This is a genomic window from Bacteroides oleiciplenus YIT 12058, from assembly GCF_000315485.1.
In the GTDB taxonomy this organism is placed as follows: domain Bacteria; phylum Bacteroidota; class Bacteroidia; order Bacteroidales; family Bacteroidaceae; genus Bacteroides; species Bacteroides oleiciplenus.
In genome coordinates this window covers 212,691-237,169 of sequence record NZ_JH992941.1, presented here as the reverse complement: position 1 = coordinate 237,169, position 24,479 = coordinate 212,691, and the positions used below count along the sequence as shown (strand labels likewise).

General features: G+C 45.7%; 14 protein-coding genes. All 14 read left to right on the top strand.

Going from position 1 to position 24,479, the window contains the following annotated elements; translation table 11 throughout:
• Positions 1 to 4 precede the first annotated feature (4 nt).
• The 14 genes from HMPREF9447_RS09160 to HMPREF9447_RS09095 all read left to right on the top strand — a co-directional run bounded on the left by HMPREF9447_RS09160 (position 5) and on the right by HMPREF9447_RS09095 (position 24,363).
• Positions 5 to 1,525, top strand: coding sequence for a glycoside hydrolase family 28 protein (locus HMPREF9447_RS09160; RefSeq protein ID WP_009129433.1), 1,521 nt, complete (start codon positions 5 to 7; stop codon positions 1,523 to 1,525).
• Between the two features lie 109 nt (positions 1,526 to 1,634).
• Positions 1,635 to 3,092 (top strand): rhamnulokinase, encoded by a 1,458-nt coding sequence (locus HMPREF9447_RS09155; RefSeq protein ID WP_009129432.1) that lies wholly within the window; start codon positions 1,635 to 1,637, stop codon positions 3,090 to 3,092.
• Positions 3,093 to 3,164: 72 nt separating this feature from the next.
• Complete coding sequence (locus HMPREF9447_RS09150) at positions 3,165 to 4,418, top strand: L-rhamnose isomerase (protein ID WP_009129431.1); 1,254 nt, start codon at positions 3,165 to 3,167, stop codon at positions 4,416 to 4,418.
• A gap of 98 nt (positions 4,419 to 4,516) precedes the next feature.
• Entirely contained in the window at positions 4,517 to 5,548 is a 1,032-nt protein-coding gene (rhaT, locus tag HMPREF9447_RS09145; protein WP_009129430.1) for an L-rhamnose/proton symporter RhaT, read from the top strand.
• A 26-nt stretch (positions 5,549 to 5,574) separates the two neighbouring features.
• On the top strand, positions 5,575 to 6,384 hold the full coding sequence (gene rhaD, locus HMPREF9447_RS09140) for a rhamnulose-1-phosphate aldolase (protein WP_009129429.1): 810 nt from the start codon (positions 5,575 to 5,577) through the stop codon (positions 6,382 to 6,384).
• A 26-nt stretch (positions 6,385 to 6,410) separates the two neighbouring features.
• Complete coding sequence (locus tag HMPREF9447_RS09135; RefSeq protein WP_009129428.1) at positions 6,411 to 7,709, top strand: glycoside hydrolase family 88/105 protein; 1,299 nt, start codon at positions 6,411 to 6,413, stop codon at positions 7,707 to 7,709.
• Between the two features lie 127 nt (positions 7,710 to 7,836).
• Positions 7,837 to 8,763, top strand: a complete 927-nt coding sequence (locus tag HMPREF9447_RS09130) for an AraC family transcriptional regulator (RefSeq protein ID WP_009129427.1) — start codon at positions 7,837 to 7,839, stop codon at positions 8,761 to 8,763.
• A gap of 285 nt (positions 8,764 to 9,048) precedes the next feature.
• Positions 9,049 to 12,243, top strand: a complete 3,195-nt coding sequence (locus tag HMPREF9447_RS09125) for a SusC/RagA family TonB-linked outer membrane protein (RefSeq protein WP_009129426.1) — start codon at positions 9,049 to 9,051, stop codon at positions 12,241 to 12,243.
• A gap of 15 nt (positions 12,244 to 12,258) precedes the next feature.
• The gene (locus tag HMPREF9447_RS09120) at positions 12,259 to 14,253 is read left to right on the top strand and encodes a RagB/SusD family nutrient uptake outer membrane protein (protein WP_009129425.1); all 1,995 of its coding nucleotides are present in this window, start codon (positions 12,259 to 12,261) and stop codon (positions 14,251 to 14,253) included.
• 312 nt (positions 14,254 to 14,565) lie between these two features.
• Positions 14,566 to 16,884 carry a TonB-dependent receptor gene (locus tag HMPREF9447_RS09115; RefSeq protein WP_244267617.1) on the top strand — a complete coding sequence of 773 codons (2,319 nt, stop codon included), beginning with the start codon at positions 14,566 to 14,568 and terminating at the stop codon, positions 16,882 to 16,884.
• A 57-nt stretch (positions 16,885 to 16,941) separates the two neighbouring features.
• The gene (locus HMPREF9447_RS09110) at positions 16,942 to 18,336 is read left to right on the top strand and encodes a DUF4374 domain-containing protein (protein ID WP_044138104.1); all 1,395 of its coding nucleotides are present in this window, start codon (positions 16,942 to 16,944) and stop codon (positions 18,334 to 18,336) included.
• Positions 18,333 to 19,580 (top strand): PepSY-associated TM helix domain-containing protein, encoded by a 1,248-nt coding sequence (locus HMPREF9447_RS09105; protein WP_009129422.1) that lies wholly within the window; start codon positions 18,333 to 18,335, stop codon positions 19,578 to 19,580. The genes HMPREF9447_RS09110 and HMPREF9447_RS09105 overlap by 4 nt, the downstream gene beginning before the upstream one ends.
• 434 nt (positions 19,581 to 20,014) lie before the next feature.
• Positions 20,015 to 22,936, top strand: a complete 2,922-nt coding sequence (locus HMPREF9447_RS09100; protein ID WP_009129421.1) for a glycoside hydrolase family 2 protein — start codon at positions 20,015 to 20,017, stop codon at positions 22,934 to 22,936.
• 41 nt (positions 22,937 to 22,977) lie between these two features.
• The gene (locus HMPREF9447_RS09095) at positions 22,978 to 24,363 is read left to right on the top strand and encodes a hypothetical protein (protein ID WP_009129420.1); all 1,386 of its coding nucleotides are present in this window, start codon (positions 22,978 to 22,980) and stop codon (positions 24,361 to 24,363) included.
• Positions 24,364 to 24,479 lie beyond the last annotated feature (116 nt).

Here is a 24,479-nt window from a genome sequence, read left to right as displayed (position 1 = left end):
AAGAATGACGAAACAATTGTATATGGCTGTGGCCATTTGTTTATGGGTGCTCAGTGCCTGCCAATCTTCAACATATAAGTATGAAGCTATATATCGTGACCTGCCTTTTGACATGCCACGAGTGGAAGCGCCGAAGTTTCCCGACCGTAAAGTGAATCTTGCTGACTTCGGTGCGGTGGGTAATGGTGAGGAACTCTGTACCGAAGCCTTTGCCAAAGCTATTGATGCACTGGCTGAAAAGGGTGGCGGACATTTGATTGTTCCTGCCGGAGTCTGGTTTACCGGACCTATCGTGTTGAAAAGTAACATAGACTTACATCTGGAAAAAGGTGCTATCATTCTCTTTTCGCCAAATGTGGATTTATACCCGTTGGTAGAAACTGTTTTTGAAGGATTGGATACCCGTCGTTGCCAGTCGCCTGTTTCAGGGCGTAATTTGGAGAATGTGGCAATTACCGGTGAAGGCGCTATCGACGGTAACGGACATTATTGGCGTCCTCTGAAGCGGGAGAAAGTGACAGAAAGTGTCTGGAAACAGACCATTGCCCGCGGTGGGGTTTATAAACGTCCTACTTACTGGTTCCCTTATCCACAGACACTGAAAGGGGATACCATCAGTAATATGAATGTACCTCAGAATCTGAAAAGTGAAGAAGAATGGCAAAGCGTCCGCCATTTCCTCCGTCCGGTGATGGTGAGCCTGATAGAGTGCAAAAATGTATGGTTGCAAGGTGTTATCTTTCAGAATTCACCGGCATGGAATCTGCATCCGTTGATGTGCGAGAATGTATTGATAGAAGAAGTACAGGTACGCAATCCGAGTTATGCACAGAATGGTGATGGACTGGATCTGGAATCTTGTAAGAATACGCTGATAGTGAACTCTACCTTTGATGTGGGTGATGACGGCATTTGCCTGAAGAGTGGTAAGGATGAGGATGGTCGTATCCGTGGCCGGGTTTGTGAGAATGTGGTGGTTGATGGCTGCACGGTGTTTAAAGGACACGGAGGTTTTGTGGTAGGCAGTGAAATGAGCGGTGGTGTGCGTAATGTATCTGTCAGCAATTGCCAGTTCCTCGGTACAGATGTAGGTTTGCGTTTCAAGAGCAAACGCGGGCGCGGCGGAGTAGTAGAGAATATCTGGATACGCAATATCTCTATGATAGATATTCCGACAGAGCCGATAACATTCAATCTTTATTATGGAGGAAAGTCGGCAGTTGAGGTACTGGAAAGCGGCGAAGTGGTGCCTGCCAAGGTAGAACCGATGCCGGTGGACGAAACGACGCCTTGTTTCCGAAATATCCATGTTGAGAATCTGGTTTGTGCCGGTGCCCGTCGTGCTTTATTCTTCAATGGCATTCCGGAAATGCCAATTGACGGCATTACATTGAAGAATGTGGATATCTCCTCGAAGCTGGGAGCGGAATTTGTATATAGCAAAAATATTGTAATGGAGAATGTGAATATCCGTCATGAAGAAGGTGAGAAGATTGTGACTCGTGATTGTGAGAATGTGAAATGATTCAATATTTTTGAAATCTGTCAGAAACAATATCTTTTCAGTCAAAACTGATATAGAGTATAGGGGAGCAATCCCCTATTTTTGTATCGTCAAAAATCTATTTAATATCATGAAACATTGCTTTTTTGCGGTCGATTTGGGAGCTACCAGCGGTCGTACTATCTTAGGAACATTCACTTCGCAAGGGTTGGAATTGCAGGATGTGAACCGTTTCCCTAATCATCTGATTGAAGTCGGAGGACATTACTACTGGGATATTTATGAGTTGTACCGTCATATTGTGGAAGGCTTGAAACTGGCTGCCCGCATGGAGGATGTACAGATAACTTCTATTGGAATTGATACCTGGGGGGTGGATTTCGTATGTGTGGGCAAAGACGGAGGATTGCTTCGCCAGCCCTATTCCTATCGCGATCCTCATACAATGGGAGCCCCTGAGGCATTCTTCGCCCGTATTCCCCGTAAACAGGTTTATGAATGGACAGGCATTCAGGTCATGAATTTTAATTCACTTTTCCAATTAGATACATTGCGTCGTAATAATGACAGTGCACTGGCTGCTGCTGATAAGTTGCTTTTTATGCCGGATGCACTCAGCTATCTGCTGACGGGTGAGATGGTGACGGAATATACCATTGCCAGCACTGCGCAACTGGTGAATGCTGAAACGCGCCGTTTGGAACCTGCTTTACTCGCAGCACTCGGACTGACAGAAGATAATTTTGGCCGTTTCGTGTATCCGGGTGAGAAAGTGGGTGTACTGACCAAAGAAATGCAAAACATTACCGGACTGGGTGCTATACCAGTGATTGCTGTTGCCGGACATGATACCGCTTCGGCCGTTGCCGCTGTACCTGCTTTGGACCGTAACTTTGCTTATCTGAGTAGCGGCACATGGTCGCTGATGGGAGTAGAGACAGATGCACCGGTCATCAATGAGGAAACCGAAGCGTTGAACTTCACCAACGAAGGAGGAATAGACGGAACGATTCGCTTATTGAAGAATATTTGTGGAATGTGGCTGCTGGAACGTTGCCGTTGCAGCTGGGAGGAAATCTCTTATCCCGAATTGATTGCCGAGGCACAGATGTGCGAACCATTCCGTAGTTTGATAAATCCGGATGATGCTTTGTTTAATAATCCTGCGAACATGGAGCAAGCCATCCGTACCTATTGTGCTGACCATAGTCAACCGGTACCGGAAACTCGTGGTCAAGTGGTACGTTGCATCTTTGAAAGTCTGGCACTGCGCTACCGTCAGGTGTTAGAGAATCTTCGCGTTCTTTCTCCTCGTCCGGTGGAAGTGCTGCACGTCATTGGTGGTGGAAGTCGCAATGATCTGTTGAATCAATGGACTGCCAATGCAGTGGGCGTACCTGTGGTTGCCGGACCGTCGGAAGCGACAGCCATCGGCAATGTAATGATACAAGCCCTGGCGGCAGGCACGGCAAGCGATGTCGTTTCCATGCGTCAGCTCATCAATCGCTCTATACCATTGAAAACCTTCAAGCCGGAAGACGTGAAAGTATGGAATAATGCCTATCAGCAATTTTTGCAGTTGGCATAGCCCCCTGTCTCGCCTCGTAATTAATAATTTATAATTAATAATTTATATTTTATATTTAAATTTAGTACCATCATGAAAGAAGAATTAATCCAGAAAGCCTATGAAGTGGCAAAAGAACGTTACGCAGCTATTGGCGTAGATGTAGAAAAAGCAATGGACGCTTTGCAAAAGATTTCCCTCTCCCTGCACTGCTGGCAGGCAGATGATGTAGCCGGATTTGAAGCACAGGGTGCGTTAACCGGAGGTATCCAGGCTACGGGAAACTATCCTGGCAAAGCTCGCAATATGGAAGAACTGAGACAAGATGTGTTGAAAGCAGCCAGCTATATTCCTGGAACCCATCGCCTGAACTTGCATGAAATCTATGGTGATTTCGGTGGTAAGTTCGTTGACCGCGACCAGGTGGAACCGGCTCATTTTGAAAGCTGGATGCAGTGGGCAACCGAAAATAATATGAAGCTGGACTTTAACTCTACTTCTTTCTCTCATCCGAAGAGTGGTAACCTCTCTCTCTCAAACCCGGATAAGGGTATCCGCGATTTCTGGGTAGAACACACCAAGCGTTGCCGTGCCATTGCCGAAGAGATGGGACGTCGTCAGGGTGATCCTTGTATTATGAACTTGTGGGTGCATGACGGTAGCAAGGATATTACCGTGAACCGTATGTTGTATCGCGACTTATTGAAGGATTCTCTCGATCGTATCTTCGAAGTAGAATATAAGAATATGAAAGATTGCGTTGAGTCTAAAGTATTCGGTATCGGTCTGGAGAGCTATACAGTAGGTTCTAATGATTTTTATATCGGTTATGGTGTAAGCCGCAACAAGATTGTTACGTTGGATACCGGTCACTTCCATCCGACGGAAAGTGTTGCCGACAAGTTGTCTTCACTGCTGTTGTTTATTCCTGAAATCATGTTGCACGTGAGCCGTCCGGTGCGTTGGGATTCTGATCACGTAACGATTATGAACGATGAAACAATGGATCTCTGCAAAGAAATCGTACGTTGCAATGCTCTTGATCGTGTACATATCGGTCTGGACTATTTTGATGCTTCTATTAACCGTATCGGTGCTTATGTGATTGGCAGCCGTGCCACTCAGAAGTGTGTGCTGCAAGCCCTGCTGGAGCCGCTGGATACATTGCGCAAATATGAAGCAAACGACCAGTTGTTCGAACGTCTTGCCCTGCTCGAAGAAGGTAAATCTCTGCCTTGGAATGCCGTTTGGGATATGTTCTGCCTGAAAAATGGTGTACCTGTAGGTGAAGAGTTTATCGCTGAGATACAGAAATACGAAACGGACGTTACTTCAAAACGTAACTAAGTGATTAACGGTTAGTGGTAAGTGTTTAGCGGGAAAACGGTATCTTTGTGCGTTTTCTTGTGCTAAACACTCATCATTAATCACTAAACGTTATTATCATGAATACACTGATAGGATTGTTGATTATAGCTATCGGAAGCTTTGGACAGAGTAGTTCGTATGTACCTATCAACAAGGTGAAAAACTGGTCGTGGGAAAGTTTTTGGTTGGTGCAGGGTATCTTTGCCTGGTTGATATTTCCATTGTTGGGTGCACTGCTTGCCATTCCGGCAGGAAGTTCCTTACTGGAACTTTGGGGTGCAGGTGGGGCTTTACCTGCTATGGTCTACGGCGTTCTGTGGGGCGTGGGCGGACTAACTTTCGGGTTGAGTATGCGCTATCTGGGTGTGGCACTCGGACAGAGTATCGCTCTCGGCACATGCGCGGGTTTCGGAACACTCTTCCCGGCTTTGTTTGCCGGAAAAGACTTACTGCATGGTGAGGGGCTGATGTTGCTCATCGGCGTGTGTATCACGTTGGCGGGTATTGCTATTATCGGATATGCGGGTAGTCTTCGCTCCAAGAATATGACGGAAGAAGAAAAACGTGCAGCTGTTAAAGATTTCGCATTGACCAAAGGTTTGCTCGTGGCTCTGCTGGCAGGTGTGATGAGTGCTTGTTTTGCTCTCGGATTGGATGCTGGAACACCGATTAAGCAGGCTGCACTTGATGGTGGAGTAGAGGCTCTGTATGCTGGACTGCCCGTTATCTTCCTGGTGACTCTCGGTGGTTTTCTCACAAATGCTGTTTACTGCATTTGGCAGAATATAAAGAATAAGACAGGTAAAGAATATCTTTCTGTGAAAGGTTCGGTATTGACAAATAACCTGTTGTTTTGTGCTCTTGCTGGTGTATTGTGGTATTCACAATTCTTCGGTCTTGAGATGGGCAAGAGCTTTCTGACAGATAGTCCTGTACTGTTGGCTTTTTCCTGGAGCATTCTGATGTCGTTGAATGTTACGTTCAGTAATGTTTGGGGCATTTTGCTGAAAGAGTGGAAAGGGGTTAGCAATACTACAATCACAGTGCTTGTGCTTGGTTTGGTAGCACTGATATCTTCTATCATCGTGGTAGCTATGGCACAGGCATAATAGCTTGTAATTAAATTATATTATATATGAAATCAATTCTCGAAAATCGCCCGGCATTGACTTGTGCAGTCAATCAAGTGGCAGAAGTAGCCGGATATCTCTGGCAAAAAGGGTGGGCTGAACGTAATGGCGGTAACATCACCCTGAACATCACTGAGTTTGTGGACGATGAAATAAAGGCATTGCCTGCCATCAGCGAAGTAAAACAAATAGGCGCTACTCTTCCTTATTTGAAAGGTTGTTACTTCTATTGCAAAGGTACTAATAAACGTATGCGCGATTTGGCCCGTTGGCCGATGGATCATGGTTCTGTCATCCGTATTCAGGACGACTGCGCCAGCTATGTCATCATTGCAGATCATCCAGTGATGCCTACCTCCGAGTTGCCTGCCCACCTCAGTGTGCACAATCGCTTGATAGAGAAAGGCTCCCCTTACAAGGCTTCCTTGCATACTCATCCTATCGAACTGATTGCTATGACTCATTGCAAGAAGTTCCTTGAGAAAGACGTGGCTACTAATTTACTCTGGAGTATGATTCCTGAAACGAAGGCTTTCTGTCCGCGTGGTTTGGGTATCATCCCTTACGAATTGCCAAGTTCTGTGAAGCTGGCAGAGGCTACCATTGAGCAACTTGAAGACTATGATGTAGCTATGTGGGAAAAGCATGGAGTCTTTGCTGTAGATGTGGATGTCATGTCGGCTTTTGACCAAGTGGATGTATTGAATAAGTCTGCTCTGATTTATATTGCTGCTAAGAATATGGGTTTTGAACCTGATGGCATGAGTCTGGAACAAATGCAGGAGATGACTCGTGCGTTCAACCTGCCTAAATGATTTTACTAGTATTTAGAAAATAGATGATGAAGCGAACATTCTTTTCCCTCGCCCTGCTGTTGGCAGCGGCAACCCTTACCGCCCAAACTCAAATGACGGCAAGAGAAGCTGCCGTAAAGATTGCAGACCGCATTCTGGCCAGCACCACGTACGAGTTCAAGAATACGAAGACTGGCGAAACATATAAGTCCGTCAAGAAGTTACCTCTTGATATGGATGTGAAGGTGGCATGTAAGTATAATAACTGGCATTATACCAACGGAGTAACAAATATTGGCTTAATGGAACTGGGTGAGAAGCTTGGCGACAAAAAGTATGATAAATATGTCTTGAAGAACATGAACTTTGTGTTCAACGAAGGCAATCTGGAATTCTTCCGCAAACAGTATGACGAAGCCTTCAGGCAAGGTGGTTGGAATGCTATCCGCAAACTGAGCTGGCACATGATTTTCCGCAGCAAGCGTTTAGATGATAACGGTCCGATGGGAGCCAGTCTGATAGAATTGCAGATGAAGCACCCTAACGATGCTTTTTTGAGTTACATCAATGAAACTGCTGAACATCTGAATTATGGTGAGCCTCGTTTGGTTGATGGTACTATTGCTCGTATCTGGCCTCATGTCAATACTATTTGGGCAGATGATGCCTTTATGGCTATTTCTTTTCTAGCCCGTATGGGAAAAATGACTGGTGATGAAAAGTATTTCAATGATGCCGCCAATCAGGTACTGAATTATACTCGTTATCTCTGGTGTCCTGAGAAACAGATTTATTATCACTGTTATCATACGGATAATAAGGAACATGGAGTAGCTCATTGGAGTCGTGCCAACGGTTGGGTGTTCATGGCGCAGGCTGATTTGCTCAGCATGATGCCGAAAGATCATCCGATGCGTGGAGCAGTTATCGAGAACTTCCGTCAGCAAGCCAGTGGGGTAGCCCGTTATCAGGGTAAGAACGGACTTTGGCATCAACTTCTTGATAAAGAAGATTCTTATGAAGAAATCACAGGTACGGCAATGTTTGTATTCGGTATTGCTCGTGGTGTAAAGGAGGGCTGGCTGCATCCTGATTTCATCTATGTGGCTGAGCAAGGTCTAAAAGGTATGATGAAAAAGATTTCTGATAATGGAGATGTAACTTCTATTTGTGTGGGAACCGGTATTATGCCTTCCGTAGTATACTATTATAATCGTCCTACTCAGGAGAACGATCCTATGGGGGAAGGTCCTGTGCTCCGTGCACTTGTCGAAATGATTGATGCTCCAAAGTATACGGAAATCAAGGCTGAGCAACAATATGATAAGATTGTTGTGAAGAAATAGTATTTCTTTTCTTTAATAATATTTATGGGTCCGTTTCGGGGTATTTTACAATTAACCCGGAACGGACGCTTTTTTATTCACAAATAATTCCTATTTTTGCCTGAGTCTATCATGCAAAACACGTATTATGACTAAGAATTATAATGATTTAGGAGTTGAGTTCAAGTATTTGATCGTGAATGATATGGACCAGAAATTTGGTCTGTGGGTAAATACTGTAGGATTTCAGTCTATACAGCCGAACTCTCCTTATCCTTTGAAGGACCATCCTTCCGGCTATTTCTTCAATGCTCAGAAAGGGCGCGTCTTGCGTGAGTACCAATTGGTTTATATTACTAAAGGACGAGGATTATTTACATCTGAGACTACCCCTGAAAAACAAGTTTGCAAAGGACGTCTCATGGTGCTCTTCCCAGGGCAATGGCATACATATCATCCTTATCAGCAGACAGGATGGAATGAATATTATATTGGATTTGAAGGTCCGGTCATTGATGATATGTTGCGAGGTGGTTTCCTCTCTAAAGATAATCAGGTCTTGGAAGTTGGTTTGAATGAGGAACTAGTCACGCTTTTTTCTCGTGCTTTGGAAATAGCTGAGGCAGATAAGATTTCTTCCCAACAGTATCTTTCAGGCATTGTTTTGCACATGATAGGAATGATTCTTTCTATTTCTAAGAATAAGATTTTTGAAGTAGGCGATGTAGACCAAAAGATTGAACAGGCGAAAATCATCATGAATGAGAATGTATTTAAGGATGTTGACCCGGAAGAACTTGCCATGAAACTGAATATTAGTTATTCATGGTTTCGCAAGGTTTTCAAGGATTATACAGGATATGCGCCTGCTAAATATTTCCAGGAATTAAAACTGCGTAAGGCTAAGCAATTGCTGGTGGGAACTTCTCAATCCGTCAAAGAAATCTCTTTTATGCTCGATTATAAATCTACCGAACATTTTTTCTCTCTTTTCAAGAAACGTACCGGCTTTACTCCATTGGAATATAGGTCTTTTGGGCGCGAAACGAATGTAGAAGAAGAGGAGTTATTGTAAAATCAAAACGTGTAGTTTAAAATCAAATTAATTAGTAAACCCTTGTGAATCTGTTAATTTTGGGTTGAAAATGCTTTTGACTTTATGAAGAAAGTCAAAAAGAAAAGTATTTCAGTCAAAAGTCACATCTTCTACGTCTAGTTGAATTAATAATTTTGTCCGCGCAAGCTCTGTGTTCGATAACGGATGCTTGTTTTGTTAAACTTGGATTTATTTATTAATCAATTATATTAATAATCTATGAGAATCTTACACAAAAATCTGTGCTTATTAATGCTTTTATTAATGAGCTTTCCTCTAAGTGTCTTTGCTCAGAACAAGACGATTTCCGGTACGGTCCGTGATGCGATCGACGTAGTAATCGGTGCTTCTGTAACTGTGAAAGGTGATAATTCTATCGGTACGATTACCGATATGGATGGTAACTTTAAACTCTCTGTGCCAGCTTCTGCCAAAGAACTGGTAGTGTCCTTTATTGGTTATGATAATCAGACGGTGTCGATTGGTAGTAAAACTCATTTCGACATTACGTTGAAAGAGTCTTCTGTGATGTTGGAAGAAGTGGTTGCTATTGGCTATGCGAAAGTAAAACGTAAAGATTTGACGGGATCTTCTGTATCCGTAGGTAATAAAGAACTGGCAATGGCTCCTGTAACCACAGCTGCTCAGGCTTTGGCTGGTAAAGCTGCTGGTGTGCAAGTAATCCAGCAGAGTGGTGCTCCGGGGGCTGATATCCAAATTACAGTGCGTGGTGGTACTTCTATTACGCAAGGTACTGAACCTTTGTATATTGTGGATGGTTTCCAAATGGAGAATGGTTTGCAGAATGTAGACATCAATGATATTGAGAGTATTGATGTCATGAAAGATGCTTCTGCAACAGCTATTTATGGAGCTCGTGGCTCTAATGGCGTAATTCTTATTACCACTAAATCCGGTAAGTCCGGTAAGACTGAAGTTTCTTATAATGGTTTTGTAAGTTTCGACCGTTTGGGTAAGAAATTAGATTTACTGGGTGTTGAGGATTATGTGAAGTATCAGTATGAGTTTCAATCCTTGCGTGGTGACCAAGATAATTGGGCTAGTTTATTCGGTGGTGATATTAACTCGGCTGACTTCTACACAGGTGCTTACAGTCGTATTGCACAAGAATATGGAAATCGCGCTGGCATCGATTGGCAAGATTTAGTATTTGGCGATACTGGTATTACGCAAAATCATAATATAAACATCAGCGGTGGTAGCGATAAGACTAAGTATATGTTAAGCTACAATTATACGGGTGAAGATGGCATAATGGATAAATTCGGTTATCAGAAGAATAGTATCCGTGCGAAGATTAACCATGAGTTGTGGAAAGGTGTCCGTTTTGACTTCTCTTCAAGCATGCAAATGACAAAAGTAGATGGTGGCGGTTCATTGGGCGGCAAATTGAAGCAAACTATTTTGCAGCCGGTTACAGGTGGTGAAAAATGGACTAATGAACAGTTGATAGGTTCAGACTTGGCCGACCTTTTCTCTGAAATGTATGGTGGCGATAATTACGATGCTAACAACCCGATTATAAATAATGCTGCTGTATCCAATGAAAAATATACGCGGATGGTGACTGTTAATGCCGGATTGGAGATTGATATTTTGAAAGATCTCACATTCCGTACTTCGGGCAGTTACCTGTGGCAACAAGTTCGTCAGGATTATTGGGACGATGGTAGAACCAAAACGGCTTCAACCAATCAGAGCCCTTATGGCTATGGATACCGTAATAACAGTGAGAAATTCTCATGGCAGATTACGAATACGCTGAGTTACGCTTTTAAACTGACTGATAAGCACCGTTTTAATGTGTTGTTGGGTCAGGAAACTTATTATGCGGAATCAATGAAGTTGGATAATGAATATCGTAAATTTTCTGATGGTAATTTCGGTTTGAATGATGTGAGTATGGGTACTCCCGATACTTGGAAATCTAACAAAGAAAGGTTAGGATTAGTTTCCGTATTCGGTCGTCTTTCTTACAATTTCAATGAGCGTTATTTGTTTACCGGTACATTGCGTGCTGACGGTTCTTCTAAGTTTGCCCGGGGCAATCAGTGGGGATATTTTCCGTCAGCTTCTGCTGCATGGCGTATTTCGGAAGAAGCCTTCATGGAAGATTTGAATTTCTTGCAGAATCTGAAGTTGCGTGTAGGTTATGGTACTTCCGGTAATAACAATATCGACAATAATATGTATGCTACCGACTACGGTTCCGGTCACTATGGCTACAATGGCACTGATTTCATTACGTATGTTCCGGGCACTACGCTGGGTAACCCTGACTTGAAATGGGAGAAAACAACTACAGCTAATGTCGGTTTGGATCTATCTATATTGAACAGCCGCGTAAACCTGTCGTTAGACTGGTATAACAATGAGTCATCCAACCTATTGATTAAGAATAAGATTCCAACTTCAACCGGATATGTGGATCAGTATCAAAATTTAGGTTCTATTCGTAACCGTGGTCTGGAAATCGTTTTGAATACTGTAAATATTCGTACTAAAGACTTTACTTGGACAACCGATTTCAATATTGCTTTCAATCGTTCAAAAGTATTGGATATCTATGGTGAAGGTGAAAGCAACAACTTCATACAGGATTATTCATCACGTATGGGCTTTAAAGTAGAAGTGGGAAAACCATTGGGACAATTCTACGGACTGATTTATGATGGTGTTTATACTACGGATGATTTTACACAGAATGCGGATGGTACGTATGCTTTGAAAGACGGTGTTCCTTCATTGAAAGGTTTCAACCGTAAAAGCGTTAAGCCGGGTGATGCAAAATACAAACCTACTGCCGGAGATGTTGATGATGACGGCAATCCGATTTGGTCTACCAATGATAAAACGGTTATTGGCAATGCACAACCTAAGTTTACCGGTGGTATGAGTAATACCTTTACCTATAAAGGTTTCGACCTGACCCTTTTCTTTAATTTCGTAGTAGGTAATGATGTCTTCAATATGAGTACACAGCGTTTCATCGGCCCGTATCTGGCCAACCAGAATACTTTGGATAAGATGAAGAACCGCTTTACGCTGATTGATCCTTCAACCGGTAAGGAGAGCAAGGATCTGGCACGTCTGGCGGAATTGAACCCCGGACAATATGGTGGTTCAGCCATGTGGAATATATCTTCCAATAATAAGACTGCCATCAGTGATTATAGTAGTTATTATATTGAAGATGGTTCTTACTTGCGTCTGAATACGATTACACTGGGCTACACTTTGCCGAAGAAGTTGGTACAGAAAGCTAAGATCAGCAATGCACGTGTTTACTGCACGCTGAACAACATTCATACATTTACTGGATATTCCGGTTATGACCCGGAAGTTTCGGCTACCAGCAGTGCGCTGACTCCGGGTATTGATAACTCATCCTATCCTCGCTCTAAAAGCTGGGTACTGGGCGTAAACTTAACTTTCTAAAATTGAATAACGAATATGAAAAAGATAATTAGTATTATAGGGATTTCAGCCATGTTGCTGGCTTTCACGTCATGTGAAGACTGGTTGGACATGCCTTCCGAATCAAAAGCTGATAGTTCGTCCGTGTTTGAAACAATCAATAGAGCGGAAATGGCAGTGGTTGGAGCTTATGCTTCACTGCACACACAAGAACTCGGGTATCAATTACTGATGGGTACGGATGAAGCCAGTTCTACTGAAAGCAATTCTAAATATAATGTGGCCAATTATGATTATCTGGCTACCTCAACGATGCTGAATTCTACTTATACCACTATGTATAAGGCTATTGAATATGCCAACGTATGTATAAAGAATTTGCCTTCCATGAGTGCTTCTTCTGATAGTGAGCAAAAGAAAATAGATGCACTGTTGGGTGAATCTTTGGCTGTCAGAGCCTATGCTTATTGGAATATTGTACGTTTCTATGGTGATGTACCTTATTCTGCAGTACCGACGGCCGATTTGACTACTTTCTCTTCCTCACGTGTCAGTCGTGATACGATATGGGATCATTGCATCTCTGATTTGCAACGGGCTACGGAACTGCTCCCCTGGAAGAGCGAAGGGATGGTAGCTACCCCTGAGCGCTTCACCAAGAATGCGGCTTATGGCATATTGGCTCGTGTAGCACTGTATGCTGCTGGTTATTCTTTACGTTGGGACCTGAATACAGTGCCTTACGATAAATCTACGGTGGCTATTGCTCAACGCAGTGATGCCAATCGTATTAAAGAATTGTATCAGATTGCAGCCAATGCTTGTAAAGCGGTAATCACTCAGAATGAAAATAAATTGTTGGATGAGTACGATCAGATCTTCCGCGACCTGAGCATGCAGCAATACAATGAGGAAACTATGTTGGAATATGGCTGGTACAGCACCAACGGTCCGGACGTGCGTACCGGTTATACCAATGGTATTCCTACGAATGGTACAAGCACTACCCTCGGAAAGGGCGGATGCCAGATGGTAGCTATGCCGACTCTCTACTTTGAATTTAATGATGGCGATCAGCGTCGTGATGTTTCTGTCTGCAATTACGGTCTTGTGCTCAGCACGAAAGAAGATGCTTATCAGATGAATACCTACATAGGCAATGGTGTGGGTAAGTATCGCATTAACTGGAAGAAAGTGAGAGGTTCATCAGATAGTAAGCGTGATATCAATTTCCCTCTGTTGCGCTACTCGGACGTATTGCTGATGTATGCTGAGGCTTTGAATGAGTTGAACAACGGTCCCACTGCCGAAGCTATTGACGCATTGAAATCGGTTCGCTTGCGTGCATTCCATAAAGATGCTTCAAAAATTGGTTCTATTCCGGAGAGCTATGCTGCCTTCAAGGAAGCCATTATTCTGGAACGTAAACTGGAATTATCTAATGAAGGTTTGCGCAAAAGTGACCTGGCTCGTTGGGGAATATTGGTTGATCATCTGACAGCAGAGAAAGACAAATTGATTCAACTGGCTAAGCGCGAAGGTCAATATGCCGATGTAGATGTGTATCGTGCTTATAAACTCACAGCTAAACCTGCTTTTGAAGATCCTACAATTTCGCTTTCTTATATTTCGATGAGTGCGGAAGACATTGCTTCTTTGGGGCTTAAACAAGATGATGTGGATGCCTTAAATGTCTTGAACTCTTCTACCAAAGGATTTTTGGATGTGAAGTTTTATGAAGATAAAGAAGGAAATGTGTATTTCACTGAGAGCTCTGTGCCGGCAGGTAAGAGTGTGACTGAAGTGGATTATACTATTTTGAATATGTTTGGTTGTCATAGCGTGAAGCAGAGAGGCGGTCTTTCTGTAGAAGATGTAGAAGGATTTGCATCCGAAAATACATGGATTGTAGGAAGTACGGGAATGTTCTACGGTATGAAGAAGAATATGGTAGAAATCCTGCCATTCAATACGACGAGCATCATTGATGTCAATCCCGGTCTTGCCGGACAACAACATCCTTGCTATTAATATTTAGGGTTAATAAGATTGTAGGTTAGTGAATAAAAGAGGCGGACACTCATTATGAGTGTGCCGCCTCTTTTTTATAAAGAACTATGAAAAACGTTTCTCAGAAATTCAATATACCTATAAATAGCGATTGCGGCGTATTACACTATCGAATATCCTTCTAAATTATTTACCTGCATATAGCGATTGTTTTGCTTTCCGTTTATAGAGACCTTTGCAGCGATTTATTAACGGCATAAAATTCTTTGTAAATTGAAAGCAAATATAAAAAAACTCTCCTTCCTTCTTGTCTTGTTATTTTCCTCATTAGCAATGTATTCACAAGGCAGAGCAATGATTTCCGGCAAGATACTGTCTACCGAGAAAGAAATTGTTGATTTCGCGACTGTTTACCTTAAAGGAACCAACTATGGAGGTACCACCAATCAGGAAGGTATTTATCATATAAAGGCTCCGGCAGGTGACTATACACTGGTTGTTTCAGCTGTTGGCTATAAGACGGTAGAGAAACAAGTGAAGTTGGTGGCAGGAGAAAGAGCGAAACAGAATCTTACGATTACTCCGGAGACACAGCAGCTGGATGAAGTGACCATTGTATCAACAGGAGTAACCCGCTTGAAGCGCTCAGCCTTCAATGCGGTGGCAGTCGATACAAAAGAATTGCAGAACACTACGAAGAACCTGAGCGATGCCCTGACTAAGGCGCCGGGTATGAAACTCCGTGAGTCGGGTGGTGTAGGCTCCGATATGCAACTCATGCTGGATGGATTCAGTGGAAAGCATGTGAAAGTGTTTATTGACGGTGTTCCGCAGGAAGGTGTGGGAAGCTCGTTCGGACTGAACAATATCCCCGTGAACTTTGCTGACCGGATTGAGATATATAAAGGTGTGGTACCTGTAGGATTCGGTACGGATGCTATTGGTGGGGTCATTAACATTGTCACTAACAAGAAGCGTCGTCGCTGGTTCCTGGATGCGTCCTACTCTTATGGCTCATTCAATACGCATAAGTCGTATGTCAACTTCGGACAAACCTTCAAGAATGGCTTTACGTATGAGATTAATGCTTTCCAGAACTATTCGGATAATGATTATCACATAGAGGCTCCGGTGGAAGATTTCGAAACGGGAAGAATCGATAAGGATAAAAAAGTACGCGTGAAGCGTTTTAACGATACGTACCATAACGAAGCTGTCATTGGAAAGCTGGGTGTAGTGGATAAGTCATGGGCAGACCGGTTGATGTTCGGTTTCACCTATTCGAACATGTATAAGGATATACAGACGGGTGTACGCCAAGAAATTGTGTACGGACAAAAGCATCGCAAAGGTCATTCGCTGATGCCATCAATGGAGTATTACAAGCGTGACTTGTTTACTAAAGGTTTGGATGTAGCGCTGACCGCTAACTATAATAAGAATGAGACTACCAATGTGGATACCGCATCCTATAAATACAATTGGTATGGAGAAAAAGCCCGCCTGAACTCGCCCGGCGAACAATCGTATCAGTATTCACGGGCGGATAATGATAACTGGAATGGTACACTGACCATTAACTACCGTATTGATAAAGTGCAGATGTTGACCTTCAACCATGTGCTGAATGCTTTTACCCGTTCCAACACTTCATTGCTTGCCAAGGAGGCGCAAACAGAAGCCATTGATAAGGAAACCCGCAAGAATATTTCTGGCTTGTCCTATCGCCTGATGCCGTCCGAAGATTGGAACTTCTCTGTATTCGGCAAATACTATCACCAGTTTGTGGCAGGGCCGATTGCCACAAACACCAATCAGAGTGAATATGTGCGTACAACCCGCGACGTCAGTTCTTTTGGCTATGGTGCAGCAGGTACCTATTTCATATTACCCGGCTTGCAAGTGAAACTCTCTTACGAAAAAGCCTATCGCCTGCCTACTATCGAAGAGATGTTCGGCGACGAAGACCTGGAAATGGGAGACATTGGCATCGAACCGGAAAGCAGTGACAACGTAAACCTCAACCTCAGCTACAATAGGACCTTTGGGATACATTCCCTATATGTGGAAGGTGGGCTGATATATCGAAATACGAAAGATTATATCCAACGTAACATTGCGGACCTGAGCGGAGGCAAATCGGCAGCCACTTACATCAACTATGGCAAGGTGCTGACAAAAGGATATAACATCTCCGCCCGTTATGGCTTCGGAAGATGGCTGAGTATTGGTGGAAACTTTACGAAGATGAACGTGCGTGACAATATGAAAACCTCCATTTCCAGTAGTGCGGCGAACCTTGCTTATAAAGAACGTATGCCGAACCTGCCCTATATGTTCGCCGACTCGGACGTGACATTCTACTGGCGCAACTTATGGAAGAAGGGCAATACGCTGACGGTGTCTTACGATAACCAGTACCTGCATAGCTTTACCTATTATTCATCCAACATCGGTTCGAATAAAGGAGACTATGTAGTGCCCAGCCAGTTCTCTCACAATCTGGCTTTTTCCTACAGTCTTCAGAACGGGCGTTACAATCTGTCATTTGAGTGCCGCAACTTCACGGACGAGAAGCTGTATGATAACTTCAGCCTTCAGCGGGCCGGCCGGGCTTTTTATGGAAAGGTGCGTGTATACTTCGGAAATTAGAGATAATTGATTAGATAAATAGTATAAATTTAGTTTAATATGAAAGGTAAAAACAACATGAAGAAGAATTACTTTCTGACCGGACTCTTTGTAACCGCAATGACCGGACTGGCATTGACAGCATGTACAGATGATGAGCCGAGCCTCGGTGGCGGCACTGTAGAAAAGGGTGAATATGTTATCGCATCCTCTGTCACAGCTTCGGGAAATACAACTAACGTTTTGGTATCTTCCAAAACACTGGATAATGGAACGGTTTCTACCATCAACAATGGTTTGGTGAACGATGGCGCAACGCAGTGGGTGTTCTATAAGAACCAATACTTGTATGGGCTGACCTATAATCAGGGAAACGCCGGTACCACCCGTTCGTTCTATATGAACGCTAACTATGATGTAGTGGCGCGTTCGGGCGAATATGCCGTGAAGCGATTTACTACTTATGGCATCTTTGATAAATACATCATTACAGCTTCTACCGGTGACGGCTATACCGGATATGCAGACGAGAACGGTTATCTGCCGAAAACCTTCTTGTTCTCTTATCTGGATGTACCTGCCGAAACATATACGACCAATGATACTCAAGAAAAAGCATACTTGTCCGAGAACTTCCTGGGTAATGGTGAGTTTGTGACGCTGGCGGGTATCCTGGAGCACAACAACAAGATTTACAGCGCAGCTGTTCCGATGGGGCTGAGCCAGTATGGTTCTAAAGCCGATAACGGCAAATGGATACTGCCGGGCAATGAAGATTTGGTCAAGACCGAAGACGGTGGTTCTAACAGTAGTAGCTACAAAAAAGGTGAGCTGCAATGGACGCAGTATCCTAATGAATGTTGGGTAGCTATCTTTGATAATGAGAAGTTCACAGCAAAGACGCTCATCAAGACAGATAAAATCAGCTATGCCTGCGGACGTAATAAGTCTCAATACTATCAGACCATCTGGGCGGCAGACAATGGCGATATTTATGTATTCTCTCCAAGTTATGCTAAAACGATGGACGATCCGCGCCAGCAGACTACTTTGCCGGCAGGCGTAGTGCGCATCCCCAGCGGAACGCAGGACTTTGATGATTACTATTGCGACCTGGAAGCACAGTCGGGCGGAAAATCTTTCCTTCGTTGCTGGCACATCACGGGCGACTACTTCCTGATGCTGATGTACGACCGTCCTTTGACTGAAGAAGATTTCGTTGCTAATCAATTGGCCATCTTCAAAGCAGACAGCAAGAAACTGACCTACGTAACCGGTCTGCCTTCTGCTGAGTTGATTTCCGGTTTCGGAAATGCGCCTTATGCTGAGAGTGGCGTTGTTTACATGACAGTGACAACTACCGATGGCAATCCTGCCATCTATAAGATTGATCCGGCAAGTGCGGTTGCTACTAAGGGACTTACTATAGAAGCAACTCAGGTTAGTGGTGTTGGCAGATTGAGTCCTCGATGAGAAAGATATTCCGTAACATACATTTGTGGCTTTCCATTCCTTTCGGACTGCTCATCACGCTGATCTGTTTTTCGGGTGCTGCGTTGGTCTTCGAGAAGGAAGTAATGGAGTTATGTCATCGCGACCTCTACTTTGTGAAGAAGGTTGAAGCTGCACCTCTGCCCATGGATCAGTTGATGACCCGGGTGGCTGCCACCTTGCCGGATAGCATATCGGTGACGGGCGTCAACATATCATCTGATCCCGAAAGGGCCTATCAGGTCACGCTTTCCAAACCCCGCCGTGCGTCTATGTATGTCGACCAGTACACGGGTGAGGTTACGGGGAAGTATGAGCGTGCACCGTTCTTTAACGTCATGTTTAGGATGCACCGCTGGATGCTGGATTCGATGAAGCCTGACGGAGGCATCTTCTGGGGCAAGATTATTGTGGGAACCAGTACGTTGATGCTCGTGTTCGTGCTGATTTCGGGAATTGTCATCTGGTGGCCGCGTACACGCAAGGCACTGAAGAATAGTCTGAAGATAGTAGCTAACAAAGGCTGGCGCCGTTTCTGGTACGACCTGCATGTGGCTGGCGGAATGTATACGCTCATCTTCCTTCTGGCAATGTCGCTTACAGGACTGACGTGGTCTTTTCAATGGTATAGAACTGGATTCTATAAAGTGTTTGGAGTAGAAGTGCAGCCCAGCATGGGGCATGGTAATGCTGCCGCCAATGCTACTGCCAGGAGCGGCAAACCGGAGGGTAGGGAAGACGGTGCTGAAACCCATGACGGCAAGTCAGAAAGCAGAAAAGGCAGAGGGGGCAGACCCGAAGGCCGTGGCGGACATCGACATTCGCCTTATGCAAACTGGGAACGCGTGTACGAACAGTTGGCTCAGGCAAACCCCGACTACCGGCAAATCAGCGTATCCGACGGTTCCGCCAGTGTTGCCACAGACCGTTTCGGCAATCAGCGTGCAACGGACCGCTATAAGTTTAATCCCCGTAACGGTGAGATAACCGAGACTACCCTATACAGTGATTTGGAGAACTCCGGCAAGATTCGTGGCTGGATTTATTCCGTGCATGTAGGTAGCTGGGGTGGCATGCTGACACGTATATTGGCCTTCATTGCAGCTCTGATAGGTGCAAGCTTGCCTCTGACCGGCTATTATCTGTGGATACGTAAGAAGGTGAAACGGAAGCGTGCAACGGGAGTGAATGCATCACACCTTAGTACCGAGCGCGTTGCATCTTAGGACTGAGCATACCACACTCCGGGACTGAATACCGAAAACACCCGGATGTTTTGCTCCAAAACATGGGGATGTTTTACCCTATAACACCCGGATGTTTTACCCCAAAACATCCGGGTGTTTTCAAATATAAGATGGGGATGTTTTGACCTCTCAGTCCGCGACTGAAAAGTACTCAGTCCTATACTTAGATTTGCTAAGTCTGTAGGAGAGGCTTATTCATAACTGTAGAATAGAACTAGTGGCTATTGCGCAGCTTAAGGCTTTCAGCCTTGAACTGCGCTAAATTATCATTTGATTCTTTTCTTTTCCTTTATGTGTTTGCTGCCTTCAAATACGCTTCCTGTCATTTTGTACAGGCAGAAAATCATTCTGTTCATTTATAGTTTGCCGGGGAATGTCTTTCTTTGTAAACTCGAATAATAAAGGCGAATACTATGAGTAGAAAGCACTTTCTTGGAACCATTCTTATTTTGCTTGCAGCCCTGGGCGTGCAGGCACAGCAAACAGAACGTCAATATCTTTCCGGCACCGGGCTGGGCAACACGGTGACGTGGCAGTTCCGCGTCTCCGAAGGACGGGGTAGCGGGCGTTGGAGTAAAATAGAAGTCCCCTCGCAATGGGAACTGCAAGGCTTTGGTGAATATACCTACGGTCGTTGGTATAAGAAGCCGGGTGTGAAGAATCCCAGTATGGAAGAAGGAACCTACAAGCGCTCCTTCCGTGTTCCGCGAGACTGGCAGGGGCAGAATGTCCGCCTGTGGTTTGACGGCGTAATGACGGATACGGAAGTGTTTGTCAATGGACAATCGGCCGGCGAAGTACATCGTGGTGGATTCTACCGTTTTTCCTACGACATCACGGATTTGCTGAAATACGGTAGTTCCAATCAGATAGAAGTGCACGTCAAGAAGCACTCCGACAACCGCTCGGTGAATGCTGCCGAACGCAAAGCGGACTGGTGGTTGTTCGGTGGCATTTATCGCCCGGTGTGGCTGGAGGCTAAACCTGCCGTGCACATCGAGCGTCTGGCGGTGGCGACCTCAGAAGATGGAACTGTCAAGGCAGAAGTCTATCTGCAAGGTGTTACCGGCGAAGAAAGCCTGATGGCGGAACTTACACCCCTCGCTATAGAAACCACTTCTTTTTCACGTGTAGGGGATACCACCCCCGTGCGGGTAGTGAAGGATGCACCGATGCAAACCCTGACTGCCAGTTGGGACGGCATTCGTCCCTGGACACCGGAGACTCCCAATCTTTATAACCTTACCGTCTCCCTGATGGATAAAGAAGGAACCCGCACCATTCATTCTATGACCACCCGCATCGGTTTCCGCACCATCGACTTCCGCCCTCGCGACGGGCTCTATCTGAATGGTACGAAGCTTGTCATGAAGGGCATCAACCGCCACTCCTTCCACCCCGATGGCGGACGAACCACGAATAAGGAACTCAGCATACAGGACGTGAAGCTCATCAAAGAAATGAACATGAACGCGGTGCGTTCCCATTATCCACCCGATACACACTTCCTCGATGCCTGCGACTCTCTGGGGCTGCTCTACATTGACGAACTGGCAGGCTGGCAGAATGCTTACGATACTCCGACCGGGACAAATCTTGTCCGCGAAATGCTGACACGCGACGTCAATCATCCGTGCATCGTGCTCTGGAGCAATGGCAATGAAGGCGGATGGAACGTCGAACTTGATAGCCTTTTCCGCACTTACGACCCGCAACGTCGCCACGTAATTCATCCCTGGGCTGATTTCGATGAACTGGACACTCACCATTATCCCGCCTACCTGACAGGTGTAGGACGTTTCACGAACGGCTATAAGGTTTTCATGCCAGCCGAGTTCATGCACGGTCAGTACGACCAGGGACATGGTGCCGGACTTGAAGATTTCTGGGCACGCTATACGGCGCATCCCCTCTTTGCCGGTGGTTTCATGTGGGCATACAGCGATGAGGCCGTGCGTCGTGCCGACCGCAACGGAGAACTGGATAGTGAAGACTACAATGCGCCGGACGGTATTCTCGGTCCCTTCCGGGAAAAGGAAGGCAGCTACTATTCCGTCCGTGAAGTATGGTCGCCGATATATGTGGAACCGTTGATGATTACACCTTCCTTCCGGGGAGAGTTCCGGGTATCGAACAGATACTTATTCACGAACCTGAAAGACTGCTCGATGCGCTGGCGGGTGCTCCGTTGTGCTTCGCCGCTGCATGGCACCAATGAAGGAGAGGTCATCCCCGTAGCCGATGGAGGTGCACAAGCATGGCGCCAGGTGGTAGATAGCGGAATGGTACAGTTGCCGGCATTATCTCCCGGAGAAACAGGATTTGCACGTATGGCATCCTCCGGTCTCTTTGACGGTGATATTTTGGAACTTGAAGCCTACGGTGCGAATGGTGAAAGCATCTGTACCCGTACTTTCCCGATACATTATGCTAAAGACTATCTGCAACGCGAAAAGGCTGCGCTATTGGGGAAAGCGAATAATGCCTTGCAAACATCCGCTTCTTCCATATCGGAAAATGATACATTAATCATCTTGCATTCTCCTGCTGTCACCGTTTCTTTCCGGAAGAGTGATGCAACCATTTCATCCATTACGAGGAATGCCGACGGACAGCTTATCCCTCTGAAAGACGGCCCTGTTGCTGTAGGTATGAAGATGGTGCTGAACACACTTTCCGCCCGTACCGAAGAAGGCGCTGCCATCCTCTGTGCCCGCTATCGTGGTGCTGCCGACTCCATCGTCTGGCGTCTCACCCCCGACGGTCTTCTCTCTATGGATGCCGTGCTCCTGAACCGTGCTTCCGGCGGCGGTGGCTTTGATGATGCTTTCACTGATACGGAAGTCCTGAACCTTGGTTTCACCTTCTCCTATCCCGAAGCGGAATGTTCCGGTATGCGTTGGATGGGGCGTGGTCCTTACCGTGTATGGAAGAACCGCATCCCCGGTGCAAACTATGGCGTCTGGCAGAAAGACTATAACAACACTATCACCGGAGAAAGTAAGGACCGCCTGGTTTATCCTGAGTTCAAGGGACACCATGCCAATCTTTACTGGGCAACCCTGCAAAGTCCTACAGCCCCGTTCACCGTTTATGCGGCGAGCGACGGAATATTTATGAGAGTCTTCACGCCCGAAGAACCGCACGGACGCCAGGACGGCATCAACACCATGCCCGACTTCCCCGCCGGAGACATCTCCTTCCTGCTCGATATTCCCGGTATCCGTTGCTTCAAGCCCATCAGCCAGCACGGACCGCAGAGCCAGCCGGGAATCATCCGTATCAAGCAAGGGGACGAAGGGTTGCGCCTCAACCTGATGTTTGATTTCAGATGAACAAATAAATCCGACAACCGATAAATAAATACTATAATCGTATGAAAAACTTCCTTTTTGCCACCAGCATGTTGCTGGTGGCACTGTCACATGTACAAGCACAAACCGTCGCCTTTCCCGGGGCCGAGGGATATGGCAAGTACACGCAGGGCGGTCGTGGCGGTCATGTTTTCGTCGTAACGAACCTGAACGACGACGGACCGGGCAGTCTTCGCGAAGCCGTCGAAGCCACAGGAGCCCGCATCGTTACCTTTGCTGTAGACGGTACCATCGAACTGAAATCCCACCTGCGCATCAAGAACGACAGCATCACCATTGCCGGACAGTCCGCTCCGGGGCAAGGGATTTGCCTGAAAGACTATCCGCTCATCGTTGATGCCAGCCAAGTCATCATCCGATACCTGCGTGTGCGTGTGGGCGACCGTCATCAGTTGGATAGCGATGGTCTGGGCGGCGGACGCTATGGACAGAAGCATGTTATCCTCGACCATCTCTCTGTCAGTTGGAGCATCGACGAATGCCTCTCTATCTATAAAACAGAAAACCTGACCGTGCAATGGTGTCTTGTGGCCCATAGCCTGAATACATCCGTACATACCAAAGGTAGCCATGGCTTTGGCGGTATCTGGGGCGGCTATAAAGCTACCTTCCACCATAATCTTCTGGCCAACCATGCCAGCCGCAACCCCCGCTTCTCGTCCGTGGACGGGACTAAATGGGTGGACTATCGCAATAACGTGGTCTACAACTGGGGCTTCAAGGCAGCCTATGGTGGCGGACATCATGGAGAAATCAATATGGTGAAGAACTATTATAAGCCGGGGCCGGCATCCCAGCATCATCGTTTGCTCGATGTGGCGGAAGATGGCACAGGACGCTACTATGTGCAGGGCAATGTAATGGCAGGTGATAAAGACGTCACCCGTGACAACCGCCTCGGAGTGCGCGATTGTGCCGGAAAGCCTTATGTGCTTCACCAGAAGAGTGCCGGACCTGACTCCGGCATATCGCCCGAAGCACGCCCGGAAAGGGGAGAGGAGGCAGAAACGTGTTTGGTTGGGCAACCGTTCCCTTATGAAGCAATCCCGGAAGATGAACCTGAGGTGGCTTACCGTCGGGTGCTGAAATCCGTCGGATGCAGTTTCCGCCGCGATGCTTACGACAAGGAAGTACTGCGGCAGATGAAGAAAGGAATAGGCACATTCGGTGTAAACGGCATTATCAATTCGCAGGAAGACGTAGGCGGGTGGCCTACACTGAAAGTTGTCAAAGCGTCGCTCGACAGTGATGGGGATGGCATGCCGGATGCCTGGGAACGTCGCCATGGACTGAATCCGGATGATTCTTCGGATGCGTCGGCTTATACTTTGGATAAAGACTATACGAATATCGAAGTCTATCTCAATAGCCTTGTGAAGAACAAGTAGATAAATGACTATTATTATCATTTACCTTATCATTTCTGCCAAACCATGCAGAATGCGGTTAGCCGGGAACCGCTATTTTTGTCCCAGCTATTAATCTAACTATCTGTTATAAAGAA